Here is a 20,546-nt window from a genome sequence, read left to right on the forward strand (position 1 = left end):
TATATAATTAGTGTTAGTGATTCTATTTTACATAAGGAGCATTTGCCATGAATAAGGAAAAATTACAAGTGTATTGTCTATCACTTCTCGGTGCGACAAATGATTACCAAGCTGATTGGCAAGCGGATCGTTATCATATTGGTGGGAAAATGTTTGCGATGATGGGAACAGATGCTACAGGAAAGCCTGTCATCACATTAAAGTGTGAACCGAGTCGTGCGGAGGAACTAAGAGAAATCTATGAGGGTATAATCCCCGGCTATTATATGAATAAAACACATTGGAATTCTATTTATTTTGATTCGAATTTGTCCGATGAATTTGTAGAAAATCTTATTCAGCATTCTTATGAGCTGATTTTTTCTAAACTAACGAAAAAAGTCCAAAATCAAATTATCTCGCAGTAGTTATATGGGTATTGTATTGAAGGTATTTGTCATCGGAAAACTGTCCAATTCCCGCAAGAAATGACCAGTGTATTTTCTCAGATTCGTTATGATAAGTGTAGGGAGTGATGCTTCGTGTGGCTACATTCGATTCAGCAAGCAATTGAATATATAGATGATCATTTAACGGAGGATTTGAAAATTGAGCGAATTGCCAAGGTGGCTCATTCATCTTCTTTTCATTTTCAGCGTGCGTTCTCGATTTTAACGGGCATGACAGTTAGTGAATATATACGCGGGAGAAGATTGACGTTAGCTGCACAAGAAATTGCAAGTAGTCAGTGTAAAATAATCGATGTTGCTTACAAATATGGCTATGAAACGCCTGAAGCATTTGCCAAAGCCTTCCGAAAACAGCATGGTATGAAGCCGTCTGATGTTCGGAAAGAAGCGGGCATGATTCACTCCTACAATAAGCTTGTTATTCATGTACAACTGAAGGGAGCAGATCCAATGCAGTATAAAATTGTAGAAAAAGAAAGTTTCCAAGTAGTCGGTGTTAAACGAACATTTTCTTGTGCCAATGGGGAACAGTCAAAAGAAATCACAAAGTTTTGGCAGGATTTTTACGAGGATGGCACGAATGAACGCCTGTTTCCGTTAAATACTGGTGAAATCAATGGTGTAATTGGTGTATGTGATATGGGTGAAAATAATCTCATGGATTATTGGATTACCACAAATTATGCAGGTGAGGATACAAAAGGATTTGAAACTTTTACGGTCCCGGCAGCGAAGTGGGCAGTGTTTGAAGTAAAGGGAGCTATGCCCACAGCTATCACAACCATGTGGGAGAAGATTTATCAAGAGTGGTTACCATCAAATGCATATGAGCTGACGAACGGTCCTGAATTAGAAGTATATAGTGATGGCGATACATCAAGTGCCGATTACTATTCGGAAATTTGGCTACCTATTAAGTAATATTTTCGTTTTTTCAAAAGTGATGTTAAACTAATTGTAATTATGAATGAAGGGAAGATGGGTGGCCCATGAACAACTAATCTTATTTTTACGTTTGAAATTTAAAATTTCAATGAATAAAAAATAGGATTAGTCTGCCCATTTTCTATAAAACAACGAGCTATTACACAACAATTGCGCCTTGGCGTAATTGTTGCTGGATGACAAAATAGTCTTTTTGTGTAACGTTATTTTTGCAGCTAATCCTTCCAAAAACATTGGAGGGATTTTTTTATGCCTCCGAATAGAGAGGAATGGATTGTATGAAGGAAATTTTGAAATTACGAAATATTAGTTATGAAATTATGAATACATTGATTTTCGAAAATATCAATGCGACGGCAAAGCAAGGTGAGGTAATTGGTATTATTGGCAAAAATGGTGCGGGAAAATCTACTTTATTGCAGCTTATCAAAGGTTTGATATCACCTATAAAAGGTCATTTGCAGTGGCTTCAGAATGTAGATATTACTTACGTTGAGCAAGAATGTGAGAGGTATTTGGAGCGTGACGTTTCAGCGAAAGAGGCTGATTTGCTGGCGAAATGGGGAGTGCCAACCGTATCATATGCTTCATTAAGTGGTGGTGAAAAGCTGAAAATACGGTTAGTAAATGGTTTTGCACAGGATGCACAGCTTTTATTATTAGACGAACCAACTAATCATTTAGATGAACAGGGTACGGCCATGCTTATAGATGAGATAAAAAATTATCCCGGTACCATACTTGTTGTTTCGCATGATCGGTATTTTCTAGATAAGGTGACAACGAAAATTTGGTCACTTGAAAAGACAAAGCTTATCGAACACAGTGGCAATTATTCGAGCTATATGGAGGCCCGAAAGCTGCAAAGGTTGTCACAAGAGCGTGCTTATGAGAAGCAACAAAAAAATATGGAACGTATTGAGGCACAAATGAAGGAACTGACGTCTTGGTCTCAAAAGGCACATGCTCAGTCAACAAAGCAGGAAGGCTTTAAAGAGCATTATCGTGTGAAGGCAAAACGTATGGATGCGCAGGTAAAGTCGAAGAAAAAGCGTTTGGAAAAGGAACTTCTCAAAGAAAAGGTTGAACGCGTCGTTCCAGACGATAACGTACTATTTTCAGTAGAGTCTAATCAGCGAGTAGGGAAACGTTTTTTAGAGGTAAAGCATTTAACAAAATCGTATGGGGACCGTTTACTATTTAAAAATGCTCACTTCACCATAAAATATGGCGAAAAACTTGCTATAGTTGGACCAAATGGCAGCGGGAAAACAACATTGTTGAAAGTTCTAATCAGTCAGGAGCGAGCTGAAGGGGATATATGGATTTCACCAGCTGCTAATATTGGCTATTTAACACAGGAAGTATTTGATTTGCCACTCCACAAAACGCCTGAGCAATTATTTTATAAGGAGACGTTTGAGGAAAGAGGGAAAGTCCAAAATTTAATGAGGCATTTAGGGTTTACACCTGCGCAATGGACTGCATCAATTGATAATATGAGCATGGGTGAAAGAGTAAAGTGTAAGCTGATGGCATATATTTTAGAAGAAAAAAATGTTCTTATCTTAGATGAGCCAACAAATCATCTCGATTTGCCTTCTCGTGAGCAGCTTGAGCAAACATTAGCACAGTATAACGGTACATTACTTGTCGTGTCACATGACCGTTACTTTCTTGAAAAAACAACGGAGCAAACATTACAGATTACAAATGGCAGCATCAAGAGACAGTGGCAAGATAAATCCCCTCAAATTGATGATACTGTGGCTATCCGATTAAAACTTGAAACAGAAAGGCAAGAAGTATTAGGGAGATTAAGTTTTTTAACAGCAAAAGATAAAGAGTATGGCACACTGGATCAAAAATTTAATGAGCTATCGAAACGGATTAATGAGCTTTCGTAAAAATGGATTGTAGAAAACCCCTCGAGTCATCAACACTTTATTAGTGAGGATGCTTCAAGGGGTTTTTATGATGGTGGTATTTAAATTGATTTCGTGTTTTCTACAATAATTTTTATTGATTAATAGTCTTTTTGTTGTTTATTAATTGTAGCAAACATCCGTATTCCCTATTGAAAGGTTATTGATATAAGTGGAAATTCTTTGGATTTTTGCGTTTTCTCCTGCATTACTGAAATGGTAAATATCGCAGAAGGTATAGTTTATATTATCGTCTGAATGTACAACACCATTTACTGCACTTGTACGACCGTTTATGATGATATTTTTAATGTGTAGTGTTTTTATTCTAAGATTTTTCATTTGCTTTAACTTTTTAGCGAACATTTCTTTTCCCAAGATAAGGGCTTTATCGACAATTTGCCAATGAACGTCATTTTCAACATGATCTAAAATAAACTCTACATTTTGTGAAGTAAAGGCGATATAGAAGTTTTTGATTAATTGTTTTTTATTGGTGTTTTTATAATCTTCAGCGTATATAATTTTTATATTTTCCACAGTATTCATTGTTGTCATTACCCCTTTTCAAAGTGTTTTTATAATTTTTGTGTGGCATTGAAATACAAAGAGTATAAATTATTTTGTGTAAGTAAATAGATTATGTGAAAACTTTTTCTTGTGGAATAGCAATGCAATAATTATGTCATTTTTGTTTATAGCATAGAAATTAAATAACACTAGTAATTTAGATTATAAAGTGCTTGATATAGTTTGATTACACCTTCTTTTATTTCCCCTTTTTGTAGATGCCCAAACCCTAAAATGATTCGATTATGATATTTATCCTTTTCAATTGAATGATCTTCTACTGGGTATACCTTAACACCATAAATTTCTATATTTTTTAGTAATTCTTTCGAAAAATAGATTTCATTAAATTCTGCAATGAGATGTAAGCCAGTTGAGTACCCTGAAATTTGAATTTTATTTGAAAACGTTGTATTTAAACAGTCCATAAGGAAATCTCTTTGATTTTTATAATACTTTTTCATCTTTGCAATATGTCGTTCCAAGTAACCTTCTCTAATAAAGCCAGCAAGGATAAGCTGATCTAAAGAAGGAGTATGTAAATCTGAAAACCATTTGAGCTGGCGACATTTCTCGATAAGATGCATAGGAAGAATTAAATAGCCTATACGAAGGGCTGGTGATAGAATTTTGCTAAAAGAACCAATGTATAGTACACGTTCTGAATCTAAACCTTGTAAGGAACTTACTGGTGGACCTTCATAACGAAATTCACTATCATAATCATCCTCGACAAGATAACAATTGTTTTTTCTGGCATAGTTAATTAAATGTATACGCCGTTGAATAGGTAATATTCCGCCTAAAGGAAATTGATGTGAAGGCGTCACAAAGATAAATTTAGGGTTTTTATCTTCCGGTAGTAAAGATGTCTTTATGCCATATTCATCAACTGGTACTGGATAAATGGAAGAGCCAGAAGCCTTAAAGATAGATTGAATGTCACTGGTTATGGGATCTTCCATTATTGCTATATCCTTCGGTGATAAAAGTAGTTTAGAAACAAGTGTTAATGCTTGAGTTGCCCCAGAAGTAATCACGATTTGTTCTGGATGACATTCAACACCCCTTGTTCTCGAGAGATAACGTGATAAAACTTGTCTTAATTCTAGTCGCCCTTCAGGAATATCATATCCGAAGTTAGAAGGTGCAATGTCATTCCATAAACTGTGAGATAATTTTGCCCACAACTTACGTGGAAATAAATCCAATGCAGGTATCCCTGAACGGAAGTCGATGATATTTTTTTCTTTGCTTTTCTCGTCAATCCTGTCCAAAGCAGGCTTTTTTTCATGTTGTTTTAAAAATGCACCCTCGGCAACAAATGTCCCCGAACCTCTTCGTGAATCTAAAAAACCTTCAGCCAATAATTGATCGTATGCCTCTAAAATCACATTCCTAGAAACTGTTAACTCAGAAGATAGTTCACGTGTCGATGAAAGTCTTTCGCCTGATTGTAAATCTCCATTTAAAATCTTTTCTCGAATTTGCTGATAAACTTGTCTGTTTAAAGGTATATCTATTGACCGGTCAATGGGTATCCATAGCATCTTTGTATTCCCCTCCTCCCTAAAATTGGTACCTTCAAAAAGGATAATAAGTGGCACTTCTACGGACAATTCCGTCATGATAAATTGGTTTTAAATAACAAATAGGAGTTGAATGAAGATGGGAAATCCAGAAATACAAGTAATTCAAGCATTAAAGTCTGCTGCAAGAAACGAACAGTTTAAACACCAAATACAACAATCAAATGAACTTTATCCATTGCTATTAAAAGCAGCAAAGCGATATATAGCTGGAGAAGAAAGACAAGAAGCAATCAAATCTGCAAAACAATTAATTTCAAAAGGTTATCATATTTCATTAGAATTCATCGGAGAAAATACAAAGGATGCAGAAGAGTGCCAAAAAGCTAAAAATGAATTTTTGTATCTTATTGAAGAAATGGGATCATTGGCTATGGAACAAACAGTGTCATTTGATTTATCTCATATTGGATTATCCGTGAATCCAGAACTTGCTTATAAACACCTACTAGAGCTTGCCCATAAAGCACATCAGTATGGGATTACGCTGATGGTAAGTATGGAAGAGTCAGCAAAGACGAACGACATTATCGACATTTATAAAAAAGTTAGTACACAATATCCAAACGTCGGGATAACGGTACAAGCACATTTATATCGAACAGATTTTGATATTAAGGAGTTAATGCAATGCCCCGGAAAGATACGGCTTGTTAAAGGTGCCTTTCAAGAATCTAGGGATATTGCTTTAAAAAGATCAAAAGAATTGGATGAGCGTTATCTGAATTTTGTCGAACAGTTAATAGAAGTAAATCATCCAGTTTCAATTGCTACTCATGATGAACTGCTGATTCAGGAAATGGAGAAACGTCAATATTTCGAGCATCCTAGTGTAGAAATAGAAATGCTTTATGGAATACGTCCAGATTTATTAAGTAGTTTAAAAAACAAAGGGTATAACTGTAAAGTTTATCTTCTATATGGAAAGGAGTGGCACTTGTATTTATGTCATCGTTTAGCTGAGTATCCGGAAAATCTTTACTTAGCAGTAACAGATATTATTAACCCGTCCTTATCAGATAACAGGGGGCTATATTGAATGCCCACTTACTGCCAATCTTAAAAATAATTTTGGCTATGATAATCGTGGGCAGCTCGGTTGTGGCTGGTAAACTGATAGTTAAAAGTTTTCCAGTATTCTTAGCTTCTGAATTACGATTCCTTGTAGCAATAATAATTTTAGTGCCATTATTGATAAAAGTGGAGGGGATACCGTCAATTCACAAGAAAGATTATATATTTTTGTTTTTGCAAGCATTATCAGGCGTGTTTTTGTTTAATATTTTCATGTTGTATGGTCTTACAAAAACCACAGCTATTGAAGGGGGGATCATTACAAGCACAATTCCGGCAGTTACCGGTGTGCTTTCTTTTTTAATTCTTAAAGAAAAAGTAACAACGAATGTCGTGATAGGAATACTACTTGCTGTTTTAGGCATGGTGATTATAAATGTTTACGGAGTTCTTTCAAATATAGGTAGTGGTTCATCCTCTCTATTTGGTAATTTACTTATTTTTGGTGCTGTTATTAGTGAGGCTTTGTTTATTATATTTGGGAAATTTGTTGCTCAAAGAGTAAGCCCTCTTGCTATTTCAACAATTGTCAGTTTCTTTGGTGCTATTTTATTTCTTCCATTTGCCCTTTATGAGGGTTGTCAGTTCAAGTTTGAAGAGGTATCCATTGCAGAGTGGGGATTAGTATTATACTTCGGTCTAGTTGTAACGGTTATTGCCTTCATCCTGTTGCATCAAGGTGTTTCAAAAGTGTCAGCAAGTACAACAGGTGTATTAACTAGTTTTTTACCGTTGAGTAGTGTTTTCTTCTCTATGTTTATCTTAGGTGAGGAAATCTTCTTTCTCCATAATATAGGATTTGGATTTATATTAATAGCTATTTTTTTCCTTTTTAAACAAAAAGTTTATTGACATTTAAAGTGACAGTTTTTAATGAATTAAAGTAGATAGTAATAGAAATTGAAGAACCGCTTCATTGTAATTTTTGTCTTCATCTGTGTCCCGTGGAAGCTAATAATACAACTAGTTGAATTGCTATTGTATAGTAACGATTCTTATTTTAGTGCAAGAAAAAAATGAATTATCGCTTGTAATTGAAAAGGATTATCATTATCATTTGATGTACTGGTATAGTGTTTTTCCTATATAAGGAATGTGACAGAGAAGATGCAAAAAGAAGGTGTTAATTTTGGAAATTTCACTAAATCAAATCATTGATTATTTTGGGCAGGTACCAATTGCATTTGTAGATATTTTTACTGATACCCTCGAGCCTGGCACAAGGGATCAAGGGCGAACAACAGCACCTGGTTTATGTGGTCTCGTTATACCGATTTCAGGTGGTGCTTCTTTTAGCTTTAATGGGACTTCTTACGAAATGAAAACAGGCATGGTTGTGCATGCGGGTCCTAAGATGCCCTTAGAAATTGATGTGAAGGGTACGAAAGCATGGACATATGCAGTTATACATTATCAAATTCTAAAGGGTATGGAGAATAGTTTTCCATTAAATGAGCAGCATTTCTTAATAGATACAGGTGATAATGCAAAAATAATAGATTTACTCAATCAACTAATAGCTTGTTATGCAACACCAAGTAGCATGGCAATGCTGAAGGCTAAAACAATATTCATGAATATACTTGAGGCCATTTTGCTATCGGCAAAAATGAATGTCCAGAATTGTTCAAACGAAATTATGGAGCATGCTCTTCAGTATATAAATACAAATTATGCACAGCCAATTTCTATAGAAAAAATTGCTAGGGAGTTTGGCATTGAGCGACGACGTTTTGCCTATTTATTTGAGCAGCATACGGGTATGAATCCTAGCAAGTATTTAACTGAATTCCGCATTCGTCGTGCAAAAAAATTGATGTGGTCTAGTAATTGCTCCATTGCGCAGGTAGCTGAATCAGTGGGGTATATGGATTGTTTTTATTTTAGTAGAGTTTTTAAAAAACACACTGGGATGTCGCCATCAGCATTTCGTAAAGGAATCAATGATGAAACTCAATATATTTAACAAGTGCTGTTATTAATAAGGAAATGGTACCTGTTATTTTTTTCTCAATCGGCAAAAATCCATGATAGTTGTAAATGCGTCCATTCTATTTATCTTTTCAGTTTGTTACAATGACTATCGAAAATGATAATCAATCTCAATAGAGGATGGCGTGTCTTTTTGCGGAAAAGTAGATATGGTTATCGCTAAATAAAATAGTATAGGAGATCAGACATGAAAAAATATTTTAAGTATTGTGCACCAGCACTTTTAGCGTTATCGCTTGCGGCATGTGGATCAGAAAAAGTGGAAGATTCTACATCTTCATCAAACAACACAGCAGAATCGAGTGCGACAGAATCACAAACAGAACAGGCAAAAACGCAAACAATTACATATTTAGGTGAGTCATATGAAGTTCCTTCTGAAATAAACAACATTGTAGCAGCGAGTCTTGAGTCGATGGAAGATACCGCAATGCTTGGTATTAAACCAGTAGGTGTTCTTGAAATTGGTGGTGAAATTCCAAAGTATCTAGCAAATGATTTAGCGGGCGCAGCACTTGTAGGAAATAAGAGAGAGCCAAATGCAGAAGCTATTTTAGCTTTAGATCCAGATGTGATTATTGGAACATCTAAATTTCCTGAGGATACTGCTGGCAAGATGAATAAAATCCAAACAATGATTCCTTATTCGCATATATCTACAAATTGGAAAGAAAATTTAACGGTTCTTGCGCAACTTGCTGACAAAGAGGCAGAAGCTAAAAAAATAATAGCTGATTACGAAGCAAAAGTAGCAGATGCTCAAGTGAAATCTAAAGAGCAATTGGCTGATAAAACGATTTTAATCATTCGTGTGCGTGGTGGGTTAATGAATATTTATCCTGCAGGCGTTTATTTAAATCCAGTGCTATATGAAGATTTAGGTGCACTGGTGCCAAGTGTTTTGACTGGTGCTGATGCACAAGCAGAACTCTCGTTAGAAACGTTAGCAGAGGTAAATCCAGATGCGATTTTCTTACAATTTGAAACATCTGAAAATGCAGATGCGCCTCAGGCTTTAGAGGAACTACAAAAGAACCCAATCTTTACAAGCCTAAAGGCAACGCAGAACAACCAAGTTTTTGTTAACGCAATCGACCCTTTAGCTCAAGGTGGTACAGCTTGGTCTAAAGTGAAATTCTTAGATGTTGCAGTAGAGAAATTACTGAAATAGTGCATAAAAAGCTGGTAGTAGAAATGGTGATACCACCAGACTATTACCAGCTTTTTGTACAGTAAATATATTCGAAAGAAAAAGGTGTGAAAGTTGAAAAGAACGAATATTGTACCGTTTTCTATATTGGTAGCTTCTCCATTTCTAATTGCGATTGTGTCACTTATTTCTGTTGTATATGGTACGAAGGATATTAGTGCATTAACTGTCTGGCAGTCTATTACGGCTTTTGATGTCCATAATGTTGATCACCAGATTGTTCGCACTGGACGAATACCTCGAATAGTTGCTGTTTTACTTGTCGGGTCTTTTTTAGCAGTTGCGGGGGCCATTATGCAAGGGATTACGCGCAATTATTTAGCGTCGCCATCTCTTATGGGTGTTAATGATGGTTCTGCCTTTGTTATTACATTAGCAATAGTCTTTTTTCCAGGACTACAAAATTATCAAATGATATTACTTTCTATGCTTGGGTCGGCATTAGGCGCTGGTATTGTTTTTGGCTTTGGGTCTCTCATTAGAAATGGGCTATCACCAGTAAGACTGGCCATTATCGGGACAGTTATCGGGACATTTTTAAGCAGTATTGCAACAGCAATTGCCATGTACTTTCAAGTGTCACAAACGGTTAGTGCCTGGTATAACACGAAGGTGCATGTGGTTAATCCTGATATGCTGATGCTCTCTATTCCTTTTGGTATCGTTGGTTTGGCATTAGCATTATTGTCTTCTAGAGCGATTACCATTACCTCATTAGGTGAAGATATTGCCATTGGACTTGGTCAAAAAACGAAAACAGTAAAAATCATCAGTATGTTGGCTGTCGTATGTTTAACAGGAACGGCTGTTGCACTTGTTGGGAAGATTGGCTTTGTCGGACTTGTGATTCCACATATTACACGATTTTTTGTAGGTGAGGATTATCGCTTTATCATTCCTTGTGCAGCAGTGATTGGCGCATTTTTCTTAGTGTTTTGTGACTTGTTAAGTCGCTATGTAAACTTCCCATTCGAGACACCAATCGGGGTGATAACAGCGATAATTGGCGTCCCGTTCTTCTTATATTTAATTCGTAAACATGGAGGTGAAAAGCATGCGTAAGCAAGTTTCGCGCGTATTTTTCCTCACAGTTTTTTTTCTGGTTCTATTAATAGTAGGAGCTAGCTATTTACATATTACGAATGGTGTTTTTGACATGTCGATAATGGAAGTGCTGAAAACGATCCTCCGTATAGAATCAAATCCCAAGTTTGATTTGGTTATTTTTGAATTTCGTTTGCCTCGCATAGTTATTGCAGCGCTTGTAGGCGTAGGGCTTGGAATGGCGGGGGTTGTGTTACAAGGAATTACACGTAATGGACTTGCAGACCCTGGCATTTTGGGGATTAATGCTGGTGCTGGCGCAGCAGTTGTCATCTTCATGTTTTTCTTCCAGTTACGTCTAGTAGATGCGGATATCAGTAGCTGGGCTTCGATTTTAATGATGCCGATTTTTGGTTTTATCGGTGGTACGGTGGCGGCAGCTTTTATTTTCTCATTTGCTTTGAAGCAAGGTCGACTTGATATGCAACGTTTAATTTTAACAGGTATTGCGATTAATAGTGGATTCGGAGCTTTGTCGATGTTCATATCATTGAAGATGAACTCTCAGGATTTCGAATCAGCAGCTGTATGGATGGCAGGTTCTATTTATAATGCGAACTGGATTTTTGTTGTAGCCATGTTACCATGGCTTATACTTTTAGGTTTTTATGTGTATAAAAAATCATATTTACTCGATTATTTTCAGCTTGAGGAAGATAGTATTACGAGTTTGGGAATTGCCGTAGAGAAGGAGAAAATTAAGCTTCTGTTAGCAAGTGTTGGCTTAGTGAGCGCTTGCGTGTCGGTGTCAGGTAGTATTGGTTTTATTGGACTAATGGCACCGCATATAGCAAAGCAACTAGTTGGTATTCAACATCGGTATGTCATGCCAGTCAGTGCGCTTGTCGGTGCAGCATTACTTATTGTGGCAGATTTTATAGGGAAAACGATATTTGCTCCTTCTGAACTTGCTGTAGGAATTGTTGTATCAATTATCGGAATTCCTTATTTCTTATATTTACTTGTGAAATCAAAAGCATAGGAGGGAACAATGTGCAAACGGCGTTTCGTATGGAAAATTTATCTTCTGGTTATGAGCAGATTTGTGTATTTGAAGGATTAAATTTAGCTATTGAAGAAGGAAAAGTGACAACGATTATTGGACCCAATGGCTGTGGCAAATCAACGCTTCTTAAAACAATTGGTCGAATATTAAAGAAGAAACAGGGGTCCGTCTATTTACAGGAACAAAACATGCAGGACCTGTCCACCAAGGATATTGCAAAAAGGCTGGCAATTTTGTCTCAGACTCCAGTTGCACCTGGACAGTTAAAAGTGGAAGAGCTTATTGCATATGGTCGCTATCCTCACCGTAATAATGTAAATCGTTTGACGAAAAAGGATGAGGAAATGATCGAGTGGGCCCTTACCGTAACAAATACGATTAGTTTTCGTAATCGAGAATTAGCTCATCTTTCGGGAGGACAACGGCAACGAGTATGGTTGGCAATGGCATTGGCCCAGGAGACTAATATTTTGTTACTCGATGAACCAACGACGTATTTAGATATGGCGCATCAGCTAGAGGTGTTGGACATTGTGAAAAGTTTAAATGAACAACATGGATGTACAGTAGTGATGGTATTGCATGACATAAATCATGCGGCGAGATATTCAGATCAACTGATTGCGATGCGACAGGGTGTAGTTATGGAAACAGGCACGCCAAAGGAGATTTTAAGTGTCGATGTTATGCGTGAGGTTTTCCGTATTGATGCTCGCATAATGGAAGATCCAGTGACAAAAACGCCTGTATGCTATGGCTACGATGTCGTAAAGGGGACAGAAGAGATTAGCGAAGACTAGTACCAATTTATTCAGGATGCTAGGTGAGTAGCGGCAACAATATTATTAAGAGGTGAATAGATTGGAGCTATATTCAAATCATACAAATTATCTATACAATATTGACGTTTATGTACCAGAGGGAGAAGTTCCAATAGAAGGTTTTCCAGTCTACTATGTGTTAGATGGGGCTTCGTATTTTCAAATTGTAAAGGAAGCGGTTCGTCTGCAAAGTCGTAATGCACCAAAAACAGGTGTTAAGAAGGCAATTGTTGTAGGTATTGGACATGGCGCGGATATGCAGGAGCGCCGCTTTTATGATTTTACAGCGCCAGCAGCATCCTATATTTACCCTTCTCGTTTTAAAGGGAAGGGCCATGACAATCATGGCGGGGCACAAGACTTTAATCAGTTCTTAGAAGAAGAATTAAAGCCGAGGATTGCTTCTGATTTTCCGATTAATACACATCAACAAATCCTTTTTGGACATTCGTTAGCAGGTTATTATGTGTTGTGGCAATTATTCAATGTGAAGTCGAATTTTCAACGGTATATCGCTATAAGTCCATCTATATGGTGGAACGAGCATGAGCTATTAGAATACTCGCAGACTTTTGTGAAAAAATATCAGCATAGCGATGAGAAAGTATTCATCGGTGTGGGCGAGTTAGAAATGTTTATGGTGGATGATGCAAAGCTAGTAGCTGGCACCCTTGAGAAAACCATGAGTACAAGCTTTTATGTAGCAATGGAAGAAAATCATGCATCTATCGTGCCGACTGTACTGAGTAGAGCACTACGTTTTGTGAATGAAAATTAATAAGTGTAGCCGTATTATCTTTTGATAATGCGGTTTATTTATGTTTAAAAATACAGTAAAATGAATATTAAAACAGTTAGGAGTGGGAGGAATGAACATAGTATTAGCGAAATTTGAAGATGCAACGGTGATCCACCAGGTAATGTTAGAGGCTTTTAAAGAGTATGAACATGCAACTCCGCCTTCAAGTGCATTAAGTGAAACAGTGTTTTCCATTGAGCAGGCATTAAATGGTGGAGAGCAAGCTTTCATTGCATATGTAGATGAGCGACCAGTCGCAATGGTGAGATTTACGCTGAATGATAAGGGTATTTATTTCTTTAGACTATCTGTAATTCCAGAAAGACAAGGGCAGGGATTAGCAAAGGCGTTAGTTACTGAAATCGAAAAATATGCATGTACCCAAGGGAAGCTAATAAGTGAATGTAAGGTGCGTATGGATGTGCTTAAAAATATTGCTTTATATAAATCAATGGGCTATGTAATTACCAAGGAAGAAGTAGTCGAAAACCGTGATGGCGTAGAGATTCCAGTTGTGACGATGGCAAAGATACTTACGGCTAAGGGGATTTAAGATGAAAAAAAGACCAGGTTTTTTGCATGCACATTAATCCTGTGTTTGAGCATCATTCTATTTTTAGTAGGCTGTACACAAAGTGCAAAGGAGATTGTTCTACCAGAGTATATCCTGGACTTTGTTAAGGTAAGTGAATTTGAAAGCAATGATTGGGATAAAAAAGCTGTAGAATTTGAGGATAGGGGCATTATCGGCAATGAACATAAATCGGGCGTAATTATACCAGAGCCTGGTGAATGCAAAGTACTTCGATATGCTAATTTATGATCTAAATCAATAACAATATAGGAGGGATTATGATGAGAGATGAAAGATATCCAATTGGTCAATTTCAATATCCAGAAGAAATTTTAGAAAAGCATGTTGCAGGATGGATAGAAGATATCCGTTTGTTACCAAGAAAGTTAGAAGAGGTTCTTAGTGGTGTGAGCGAACAATCATTAGGAAAAACTTATCGTGAAAATAGTTGGACCGTGTCTCAACTCGTGCATCATATTGCGGATAGCCATATGAATAGCTATATCCGTTTTAAGCTGGCATTAACTGAAGAAGAGCCGACGATTAAGCCGTATAATGAAGTGAAGTGGGCAAATCTACCTGATTCAGAAATGCCGATAGCGGTTTCGTATAAAATGATTGAAAGCCTGCATGAGCGTTGGGCTTATTTGCTAACAAGTCTAACAGCTGAACAATTACAAAGAGCTTTCAAGCACCCCGATACAGGACTGGTAACACTTGAACAAGCAGTTGGTCTATATGCTTGGCATGGGAAGCATCATCTTGCACATATCCAAAATGCTTTAGTAAATTAACAGTGTAGTACCCTTTTTGATGAAGGAGAATTATTTTGTCTTCTTTAATTATAGCTAATAAGACAGCGAATTGATTAATAAAGAAGATCTCGGCTAAGGCTCCGAAATCTTCTTTTTAAATACATTATTATAATTTGTAGTTTCTCTTAACGCTTTTTCTTCAATTGGAATGCGTACTGATAACATGGTGATATTTAAAAGTGTGAAGCAAAAAGCTGTGAAGTACGCTTGGAACATCAAGGGTAGTAGCACAATTTCCAGGCAGACAACGGCGTAATTGGGGTGGCGGAAAAATACATAGGGACCTTTTTTGACGATTTGGGAACCAGGTAAAATAATGATTTTCGTATTCCAAAATGGTCCTAATGAACGTAAGCACCAAATCCGTAAAGCTTGAACAGCCATAAATAAAATAAAGAATAACGGGAATAAGGGCGAGAGACTACTATTATTCGTCAGCACTTCTACTATTAAAAACAGAAAAAAACTACAATGCAGTGCAATCATATAAGGATAATGTGAGGCACCTACTTCATAGGCACCTTGTAACAGCATCCATTTTTCATTACGCTTCGCTATAAAAACCTCAGTTATTCGTTGGGCGATAACAAGAAATACGATGATGAAAAATAACATACTACTCCCTCCATTTTAGTAATACGGCTTCCGCACAGAAGCCAGGACCGAGAGCGACGAGCAAACCAGTATCATTGACATTACATTCTCTCAACATGAACTGCTCTAATACATAGAGGACGGTAGGAGACGACATATTGCCGTGATGTCGTAATATTTCCCGAGAAATGTCGGTTTTTTGTTTTTTTAGTTGTAACGTGTCTTCATAGGCTCGTAATACTTTTTTTCCGCCAGGATGCGCGATGAAGTGATTAATTTGTTCACTATAGAGATGCTGTTCTGCTAGAAAGCTTTCGATAAATGGTCCGAGCCAGCTTGTAATAATAGAAGGAATACTTTTCTGGAAAACGACATGTAGGCCATTATTTCTAATATTCCATCCCATAACATTTTCTGAATCAGGCATCCACTTAGAGCCGGTAGTTATAATAGAAGGAATACGTTTTTTCGTGTGAATGTCCACGTCATCGCTACATACAAGTATGCAAGCTGCGCCGTCTGCAAAAAGAGAAGCCCCGATTAAATTACTTTTTGAAAAGTCGTTCTGCTGAAATGTAAGACTGCAAAGTTCGACACATACGACGAGGACCTTTGCGTTAGGATGTGCCTTGCAAAAATCATAAGCTCTACTTATGCCAGCTGCTCCACCAGCACAGCCAAGCCCCCATAGTGGAATGCGTTTTAGTCTGTCTGAAAAAGGAAGTCGATTCATCACCCGCGCATCAATACTAGGTGTAGAAATACCTGTACTGCTCACAAAAATAATGGCATCAATATCCGTAGGGTTGATTGCTGTTTCTAAAAAAGCGTCGTTTTGGAGGCAGGCTTGAATGACTTCAACACTATAATGTGTTGCCAGCTCGATATATAAATTATTGCGTTCTTCAAAAGTATGTTCGGTACGGTGCCACTCAGCTGGAACACAAAAATGTCGAGTTTCAATGTCGCCAGTTTCAAATACTTTTAAGTAACGCTCTAATCGTGGGATTTTCTCATGAAAGAGCTCTCTCGTTAATTCTTCTGCATTTGTCTGTTGTAATGTGTAAGGTGGTTGATATGTACTGACAGAAATAATTTTAGGCAATCAAAAACATCTCCTTCGAAAAAAAGTGGTCTCTTTAATTGTATGCATGGAAGAATAGGATACATGCTTAACAAACTGGAATTGACAATATTAAAGGATTTCTATATATTTGAAAGTAACTATTATGGAAGTAGGTGATGTGACATGATGAATAGATCCGTTTTTAGAGAACTGCAATTCGGTTTGTTCAATTTCACACGCCTAAAATGTACAATATGATTGTATATTCCCTTGAACGTGCCTGTGAAACCTTGTAACTGCCGAATTGCAGTTATAAGGTTTTTTTAATACGCATTTTCAGGAGGAAAACAAATTGAAATTAACAACATTAGGGTTTTCAACATATTTTGAAGAGCAAATGACAGCATTTATGGAGGAATCGAAATTAAAGAACTGTGTGCCGGCACGAGTTGTGTTAGAGCATAAGCATTCGTATCGTGTGCTAGCAGAAGAAGGGGAATGGCTGGCAACAGTTGCTGGGCATTTTGCCTATAGATCTCTGTCACGTGGGGATTTCCCGGCAGTGGGTGATTGGGTGCTTGTTGAAAAAATGGATGGTGAGGAAAAGGCCATTATTCCCAAGGTGTTTGCTAGAAAGTCAGTATTTTCACGAAAGGTTGCAGGCAGAGAGATTACGGAGCAAATCGTAGCATCGAACGTTGACATTGTGCTCCTTGTGATGAGTTTAAATGCAGATTTTAATATTCGCCGCTTAGAGAGATACTTAGTGGCAGCTTGGGATTCAGGAGCGAAACCAGTAATTGTTCTGACAAAGGCAGATTTATGTTCGGATGTAGAAAGTTATTTACGTGAAGTTGAGGCAGTGGCATTTGGTATAGATGTTTTTGTGACGAGTGCATTGTCTGGTGAAGGGTTAGCCGATATTCGTGCACTCTTTACAGAAGGTGTAACAGGTGCATTGCTCGGCTCTTCCGGTGCTGGGAAATCGACGCTGACTAACGCGCTAGTGGAAGATGAGTTGATGAAGGTTTCAGATATTCGTGAAGACGATGCGAAGGGCCGTCATACAACGACTCATCGGGAATTGGTTGTCTTACCGAGTGGCGGTTGTTTAATAGATACGCCAGGAATGCGCGAGCTGCAACTATGGGATCAAGGAGATAGCTTGACTTCTAGTTTTAAGGATATTGAAGAGCTTACCGCTGTTTGTCGCTACCGTGATTGCTCGCATCAAAATGAACCGCAATGTGCGGTTCAGCAAGCGATTCGAGACGGGGAACTAGAAGAATCACGCCTGCAAAGCTATTTTAAATTGCAAAAGGAACTGGCCTTTATCGAGCGTAAAACAAATACGCAGGCAAGACTAGATGAGCAACGTAAGTGGAAGCAAATTGCTAAGGGATTAAAGAAAGTCAAAAAGAAATAAAGATTATAGAACACAGATATTGTTGAGCAGTATCTGTGTTTTTTGTTGATAAGACATAAGATTTTTAATAGTTGAGGTGAAAGTATGACCATACAAAGCATTAATCATTTTTTATTTTCAGTGTCCAATTTAGATGCTTCAATAGCGTTTTATCAAAATGTACTTGGTGCAAAATTATTAGTAAAAGGGAAAAGTACCGCCTATTTAGATTTAAATGGTGTTTGGCTAGCTTTAAATGTAGAGGTAGGCATCCCGCGTAATGAAATACATCAATCTTATACACATATTGCATTTTCTATAAATGAAGATGACGTCGATACGATGTTTGATAAGTTGCAGCGGAATAATGTGAACATTTTAGAAGGTAGAAAAAGAGATGTGGGGGATAAGTCGTCAATTTACTTTACAGACCCAGATGGTCATAAATTTGAATTCCATACAGGAACTTTAACAGATAGATTGAATTATTATAAAAAGGAAAAAACATATATGGAGTTTTTTGATTGATTTTCTTATAGAGAAGATTTAAAGGAATTACTACATGTCAGGGGTTTCTGATGTTTGCATTGCTTTTCAACAGAGAAAAGAGTAAAATAATGCAAACTATAAAAAGCGTTGAGAAGGAAAAGTAAATTGGACGAAGTTTGATAGAGAGCCTCTGTTGGTGGAAATGAGGTAAATGGCCCCTTTCGAAAATGACCTTTGAGCTTCGTACCGAAAGCATTCGCGAGTAGGCTACGACGAGATAGGCACTCGTTATAACAGCAGCAGTATCTCTTGCAACAAGTAGACGTACTGAATGAGGCAAATAGTGTAAGCTATTTGTAAATATAGGTGGTAACACGGGTAAACTCGTCCTAATCGTAATGATTAGGGCGTTTTTTTATACACTTTTTTAGTGAGGGGAGCAATTTAGCATGACAATTGTTATAGGAGGTGCGTGGCCATACGCTAATGGTTCACTGCATTTAGGGCATGTTGCCGCATTATTACCAGGTGATATTTTGGCTAGATATTATCGACAAAAGGGCGAGAAGGTTTTATATGTATCGGGGAGTGATTGTAACGGTACACCGATTTCGATTCGAGCAGCGCAAGAAAATACCACGACAGAGGCGATTGCCGATCATTATCATGCTGAATTTACGAAGTGTTTTACTGATTTAGGTTTTACGTATGATAAGTACACAAGAACAGACGCGAAGCACCACCATGAAGCGGTGCAAAAGATATTTTTGCAGTTGTTAGCAAATGGATATCTCTATAAAAAGAAAATCGAGCAGGCGTATTGCGAGACGGACAATCAGTTTTTACCTGACCGTTTTGTAGAAGGGAATTGTCCAAACTGTGGAGCTAAGGCTCGTGGAGATCAGTGTGATAATTGCTCTACAATTCTAGATCCGCTCGATTTAATCGACAAACGTTGTAAAATTTGCGGTAATGAGCCGAAGATTAGGGAAACCGAGCATTTCTATTTTGCCTTTAGTCAGTTTCAGGGGAGACTTGAAACGTATTTGGCAGATGCGAAGGCAGAGGGGAGCTGGCGAGATAATGCACTGGGCTTAACCGAGCGTTATTTGGTTGAAGGTGTGCCAGACCGCGCTGTGACAAGGGATTTACCGAATGGCATTGATGTGCCAGTTGCTGGATTTGAAGGCAAGAAAATTTACGTGTGGATTGAAGCAGTGGCAGGATATTTAACGGCAAGTATGGAATGGGCGAGACAGCAGGGCGTTGCGTTTGAAGATTTATGGAATAAAGAAACGATTTCCTATTATGTGCATGGTAAGGACAATATCCCGTTCCATACAGTTATTTGGCCGGCGATTTTAATGGGTATTAACCAGAAAGCACTCCCGACACATATTGTATCGAATGAATATTTGACGTTGGAGAAACGAAAGTTATCTACGAGCCAAAATTGGGCGGTGTGGGTGCCTTATATTTTGAGTAAGTATGATGCCGATTCAATTCGATATTTTTTAACGATGAATGCGCCCGAAAATCGTGATACTGACTTTTCGTGGCGAGAATTTATTTATAGTCATAATGGAGAGCTGCTTGGCGCATACGGCAATTTCGTCAATCGGACATTGAAGTTTTTGGAGAAGTCGTTTGAAAGTAAGGTACCACAAGTTTCTGTAGATAGAGATGTGCAAGAGCGTACAGTGAAGCTATTTGTTGATGCTGGTCAGCAAATTGAAGGTGGGCATTTTAAACAGGCTTTGGAGGGGGTTTTTGAATATATTCGTGCGGCTAATCGTTATTTTGATGAACAGCAGCCGTGGATACAGGTAAAGGAAGATACGGTAGCCGGTGATGTGACACTCGCAACTTGTGTTTATATCATTGCCAATCTGGGTCAGCTATTACAGCCGTTTTTACCATTCTCAGCAGGAAAAATTCGTGACATGCTGGATGTGAAAGAAGTTGTGTGGCATGAGCAGGTGGTACTTCCGTTGGTTATTGATGAGGTCTCTCCATTATTTGAACGTATAGATGTTGGAATGATTGAAGAAGAGTACAATAAATTAGTGGACAGCAGTAAATAAATACAAAAAAAGCAGTATGACTGATTGTCTAGTCA

Annotated in this window: 20 protein-coding genes and 1 other annotated feature; of the genes, 16 read left to right on the top strand and 4 right to left on the bottom strand. The window is 37.6% G+C overall.

Translation table 11 applies throughout. The features are described 5' to 3' along the window. Positions 1-47 precede the first annotated feature (47 nt). The 3 genes from AEA09_RS15425 to abc-f all read left to right on the top strand — a co-directional run bounded on the left by AEA09_RS15425 (position 48) and on the right by abc-f (position 3,301). Positions 48-407, top strand: a complete 360-nt coding sequence (locus AEA09_RS15425) for an MmcQ/YjbR family DNA-binding protein (protein WP_053584854.1) — start codon at positions 48-50, stop codon at positions 405-407. 114 nt (positions 408-521) lie between these two features. After that, the gene (locus AEA09_RS15430) at positions 522-1,370 is read left to right on the top strand and encodes an AraC family transcriptional regulator (RefSeq protein ID WP_053584855.1); all 849 of its coding nucleotides are present in this window, start codon (positions 522-524) and stop codon (positions 1,368-1,370) included. A gap of 302 nt (positions 1,371-1,672) precedes the next feature. Continuing rightward, positions 1,673-3,301 carry a ribosomal protection-like ABC-F family protein gene (abc-f, locus tag AEA09_RS15435; protein ID WP_053584856.1) on the top strand — a complete coding sequence of 543 codons (1,629 nt, stop codon included), beginning with the start codon at positions 1,673-1,675 and terminating at the stop codon, positions 3,299-3,301. Between the two features lie 141 nt (positions 3,302-3,442). On the opposite strand, the gene AEA09_RS15440 is transcribed toward abc-f, so the two are convergent. Both AEA09_RS15440 and pdxR read right to left on the bottom strand, forming a co-directional pair. After that, a complete protein-coding gene (locus AEA09_RS15440; RefSeq protein WP_053584857.1) occupies positions 3,443-3,868 on the bottom strand; it encodes a nuclear transport factor 2 family protein in 426 nt (141 codons plus the stop codon). 170 nt (positions 3,869-4,038) lie between these two features. After that, complete coding sequence (gene pdxR / locus AEA09_RS15445; protein ID WP_053584858.1) at positions 4,039-5,439, bottom strand: MocR-like pyridoxine biosynthesis transcription factor PdxR; 1,401 nt, start codon at positions 5,437-5,439, stop codon at positions 4,039-4,041. A 118-nt stretch (positions 5,440-5,557) separates the two neighbouring features. On the opposite strand from pdxR, the gene AEA09_RS15450 reads away from it, so the two are divergent. From AEA09_RS15450 to AEA09_RS15500, 10 genes are all read left to right on the top strand, one after another. Further along, on the top strand, positions 5,558-6,517 hold the full coding sequence (locus AEA09_RS15450; RefSeq protein WP_053584859.1) for a proline dehydrogenase family protein: 960 nt from the start codon (positions 5,558-5,560) through the stop codon (positions 6,515-6,517). Further along, positions 6,514-7,404 (top strand): DMT family transporter, encoded by an 891-nt coding sequence (locus AEA09_RS15455; RefSeq protein WP_082332699.1) that lies wholly within the window; start codon positions 6,514-6,516, stop codon positions 7,402-7,404. The genes AEA09_RS15450 and AEA09_RS15455 overlap by 4 nt, the downstream gene beginning before the upstream one ends. A gap of 277 nt (positions 7,405-7,681) precedes the next feature. Then, positions 7,682-8,518, top strand: coding sequence for a helix-turn-helix domain-containing protein (locus tag AEA09_RS15460; protein WP_245622883.1), 837 nt, complete (start codon positions 7,682-7,684; stop codon positions 8,516-8,518). Between the two features lie 213 nt (positions 8,519-8,731). Then, on the top strand, positions 8,732-9,715 hold the full coding sequence (locus AEA09_RS15465) for an ABC transporter substrate-binding protein (RefSeq protein ID WP_053584860.1): 984 nt from the start codon (positions 8,732-8,734) through the stop codon (positions 9,713-9,715). 93 nt (positions 9,716-9,808) lie between these two features. After that, positions 9,809-10,816, top strand: a complete 1,008-nt coding sequence (locus AEA09_RS15470) for a FecCD family ABC transporter permease (RefSeq protein WP_053584861.1) — start codon at positions 9,809-9,811, stop codon at positions 10,814-10,816. Further along, complete coding sequence (locus AEA09_RS15475; protein WP_053584862.1) at positions 10,809-11,840, top strand: FecCD family ABC transporter permease; 1,032 nt, start codon at positions 10,809-10,811, stop codon at positions 11,838-11,840. Before AEA09_RS15470 ends, AEA09_RS15475 begins: the two co-directional genes overlap by 8 nt. Positions 11,841-11,869: 29 nt before the next feature. Further along, positions 11,870-12,664 (top strand): ABC transporter ATP-binding protein, encoded by a 795-nt coding sequence (locus tag AEA09_RS15480; protein WP_053584998.1) that lies wholly within the window; start codon positions 11,870-11,872, stop codon positions 12,662-12,664. A 52-nt stretch (positions 12,665-12,716) separates the two neighbouring features. Continuing rightward, the gene (locus AEA09_RS15485; protein WP_053584863.1) at positions 12,717-13,463 is read left to right on the top strand and encodes an alpha/beta hydrolase; all 747 of its coding nucleotides are present in this window, start codon (positions 12,717-12,719) and stop codon (positions 13,461-13,463) included. A 91-nt stretch (positions 13,464-13,554) separates the two neighbouring features. After that, positions 13,555-14,037, top strand: coding sequence for a GNAT family N-acetyltransferase (locus tag AEA09_RS15490; protein WP_053584864.1), 483 nt, complete (start codon positions 13,555-13,557; stop codon positions 14,035-14,037). Between the two features lie 302 nt (positions 14,038-14,339). After that, positions 14,340-14,852: a YfiT family bacillithiol transferase gene (locus AEA09_RS15500; protein WP_053584866.1), complete on the top strand. Its 513-nt coding sequence runs from the start codon at positions 14,340-14,342 to the stop codon at positions 14,850-14,852. A gap of 93 nt (positions 14,853-14,945) precedes the next feature. Here the strand turns inward: AEA09_RS15500 and AEA09_RS15505 are convergent, their stop codons facing one another. Both AEA09_RS15505 and AEA09_RS15510 read right to left on the bottom strand, forming a co-directional pair. After that, positions 14,946-15,488, bottom strand: a complete 543-nt coding sequence (locus AEA09_RS15505; RefSeq protein ID WP_053584867.1) for an isoprenylcysteine carboxyl methyltransferase family protein — start codon at positions 15,486-15,488, stop codon at positions 14,946-14,948. Between the two features lies 1 nt (position 15,489). After that, complete coding sequence (locus AEA09_RS15510) at positions 15,490-16,572, bottom strand: type III polyketide synthase (protein WP_053584868.1); 1,083 nt, start codon at positions 16,570-16,572, stop codon at positions 15,490-15,492. A 313-nt stretch (positions 16,573-16,885) separates the two neighbouring features. Here AEA09_RS15510 and rsgA point away from each other — a divergent pair, with 313 nt between their 5' ends. The 3 genes from rsgA to metG all read left to right on the top strand — a co-directional run bounded on the left by rsgA (position 16,886) and on the right by metG (position 20,511). Continuing rightward, positions 16,886-17,959: a ribosome small subunit-dependent GTPase A gene (rsgA, locus tag AEA09_RS15515; RefSeq protein ID WP_053584869.1), complete on the top strand. Its 1,074-nt coding sequence runs from the start codon at positions 16,886-16,888 to the stop codon at positions 17,957-17,959. An 84-nt stretch (positions 17,960-18,043) separates the two neighbouring features. After that, complete coding sequence (gene fosB / locus AEA09_RS15520; protein WP_053584870.1) at positions 18,044-18,466, top strand: metallothiol transferase FosB; 423 nt, start codon at positions 18,044-18,046, stop codon at positions 18,464-18,466. A gap of 99 nt (positions 18,467-18,565) precedes the next feature. Continuing rightward, positions 18,566-18,822, top strand: a binding site (T-box leader). Positions 18,823-18,876: 54 nt separating this feature from the next. Next, positions 18,877-20,511 (top strand): methionine--tRNA ligase, encoded by a 1,635-nt coding sequence (gene metG / locus AEA09_RS15525; protein ID WP_053584871.1) that lies wholly within the window; start codon positions 18,877-18,879, stop codon positions 20,509-20,511. Positions 20,512-20,546 lie beyond the last annotated feature (35 nt).

The organism is Lysinibacillus contaminans (assembly GCF_001278945.1).
Classification (GTDB): Bacteria; Bacillota; Bacilli; order Bacillales_A; family Planococcaceae; genus Lysinibacillus; species Lysinibacillus contaminans.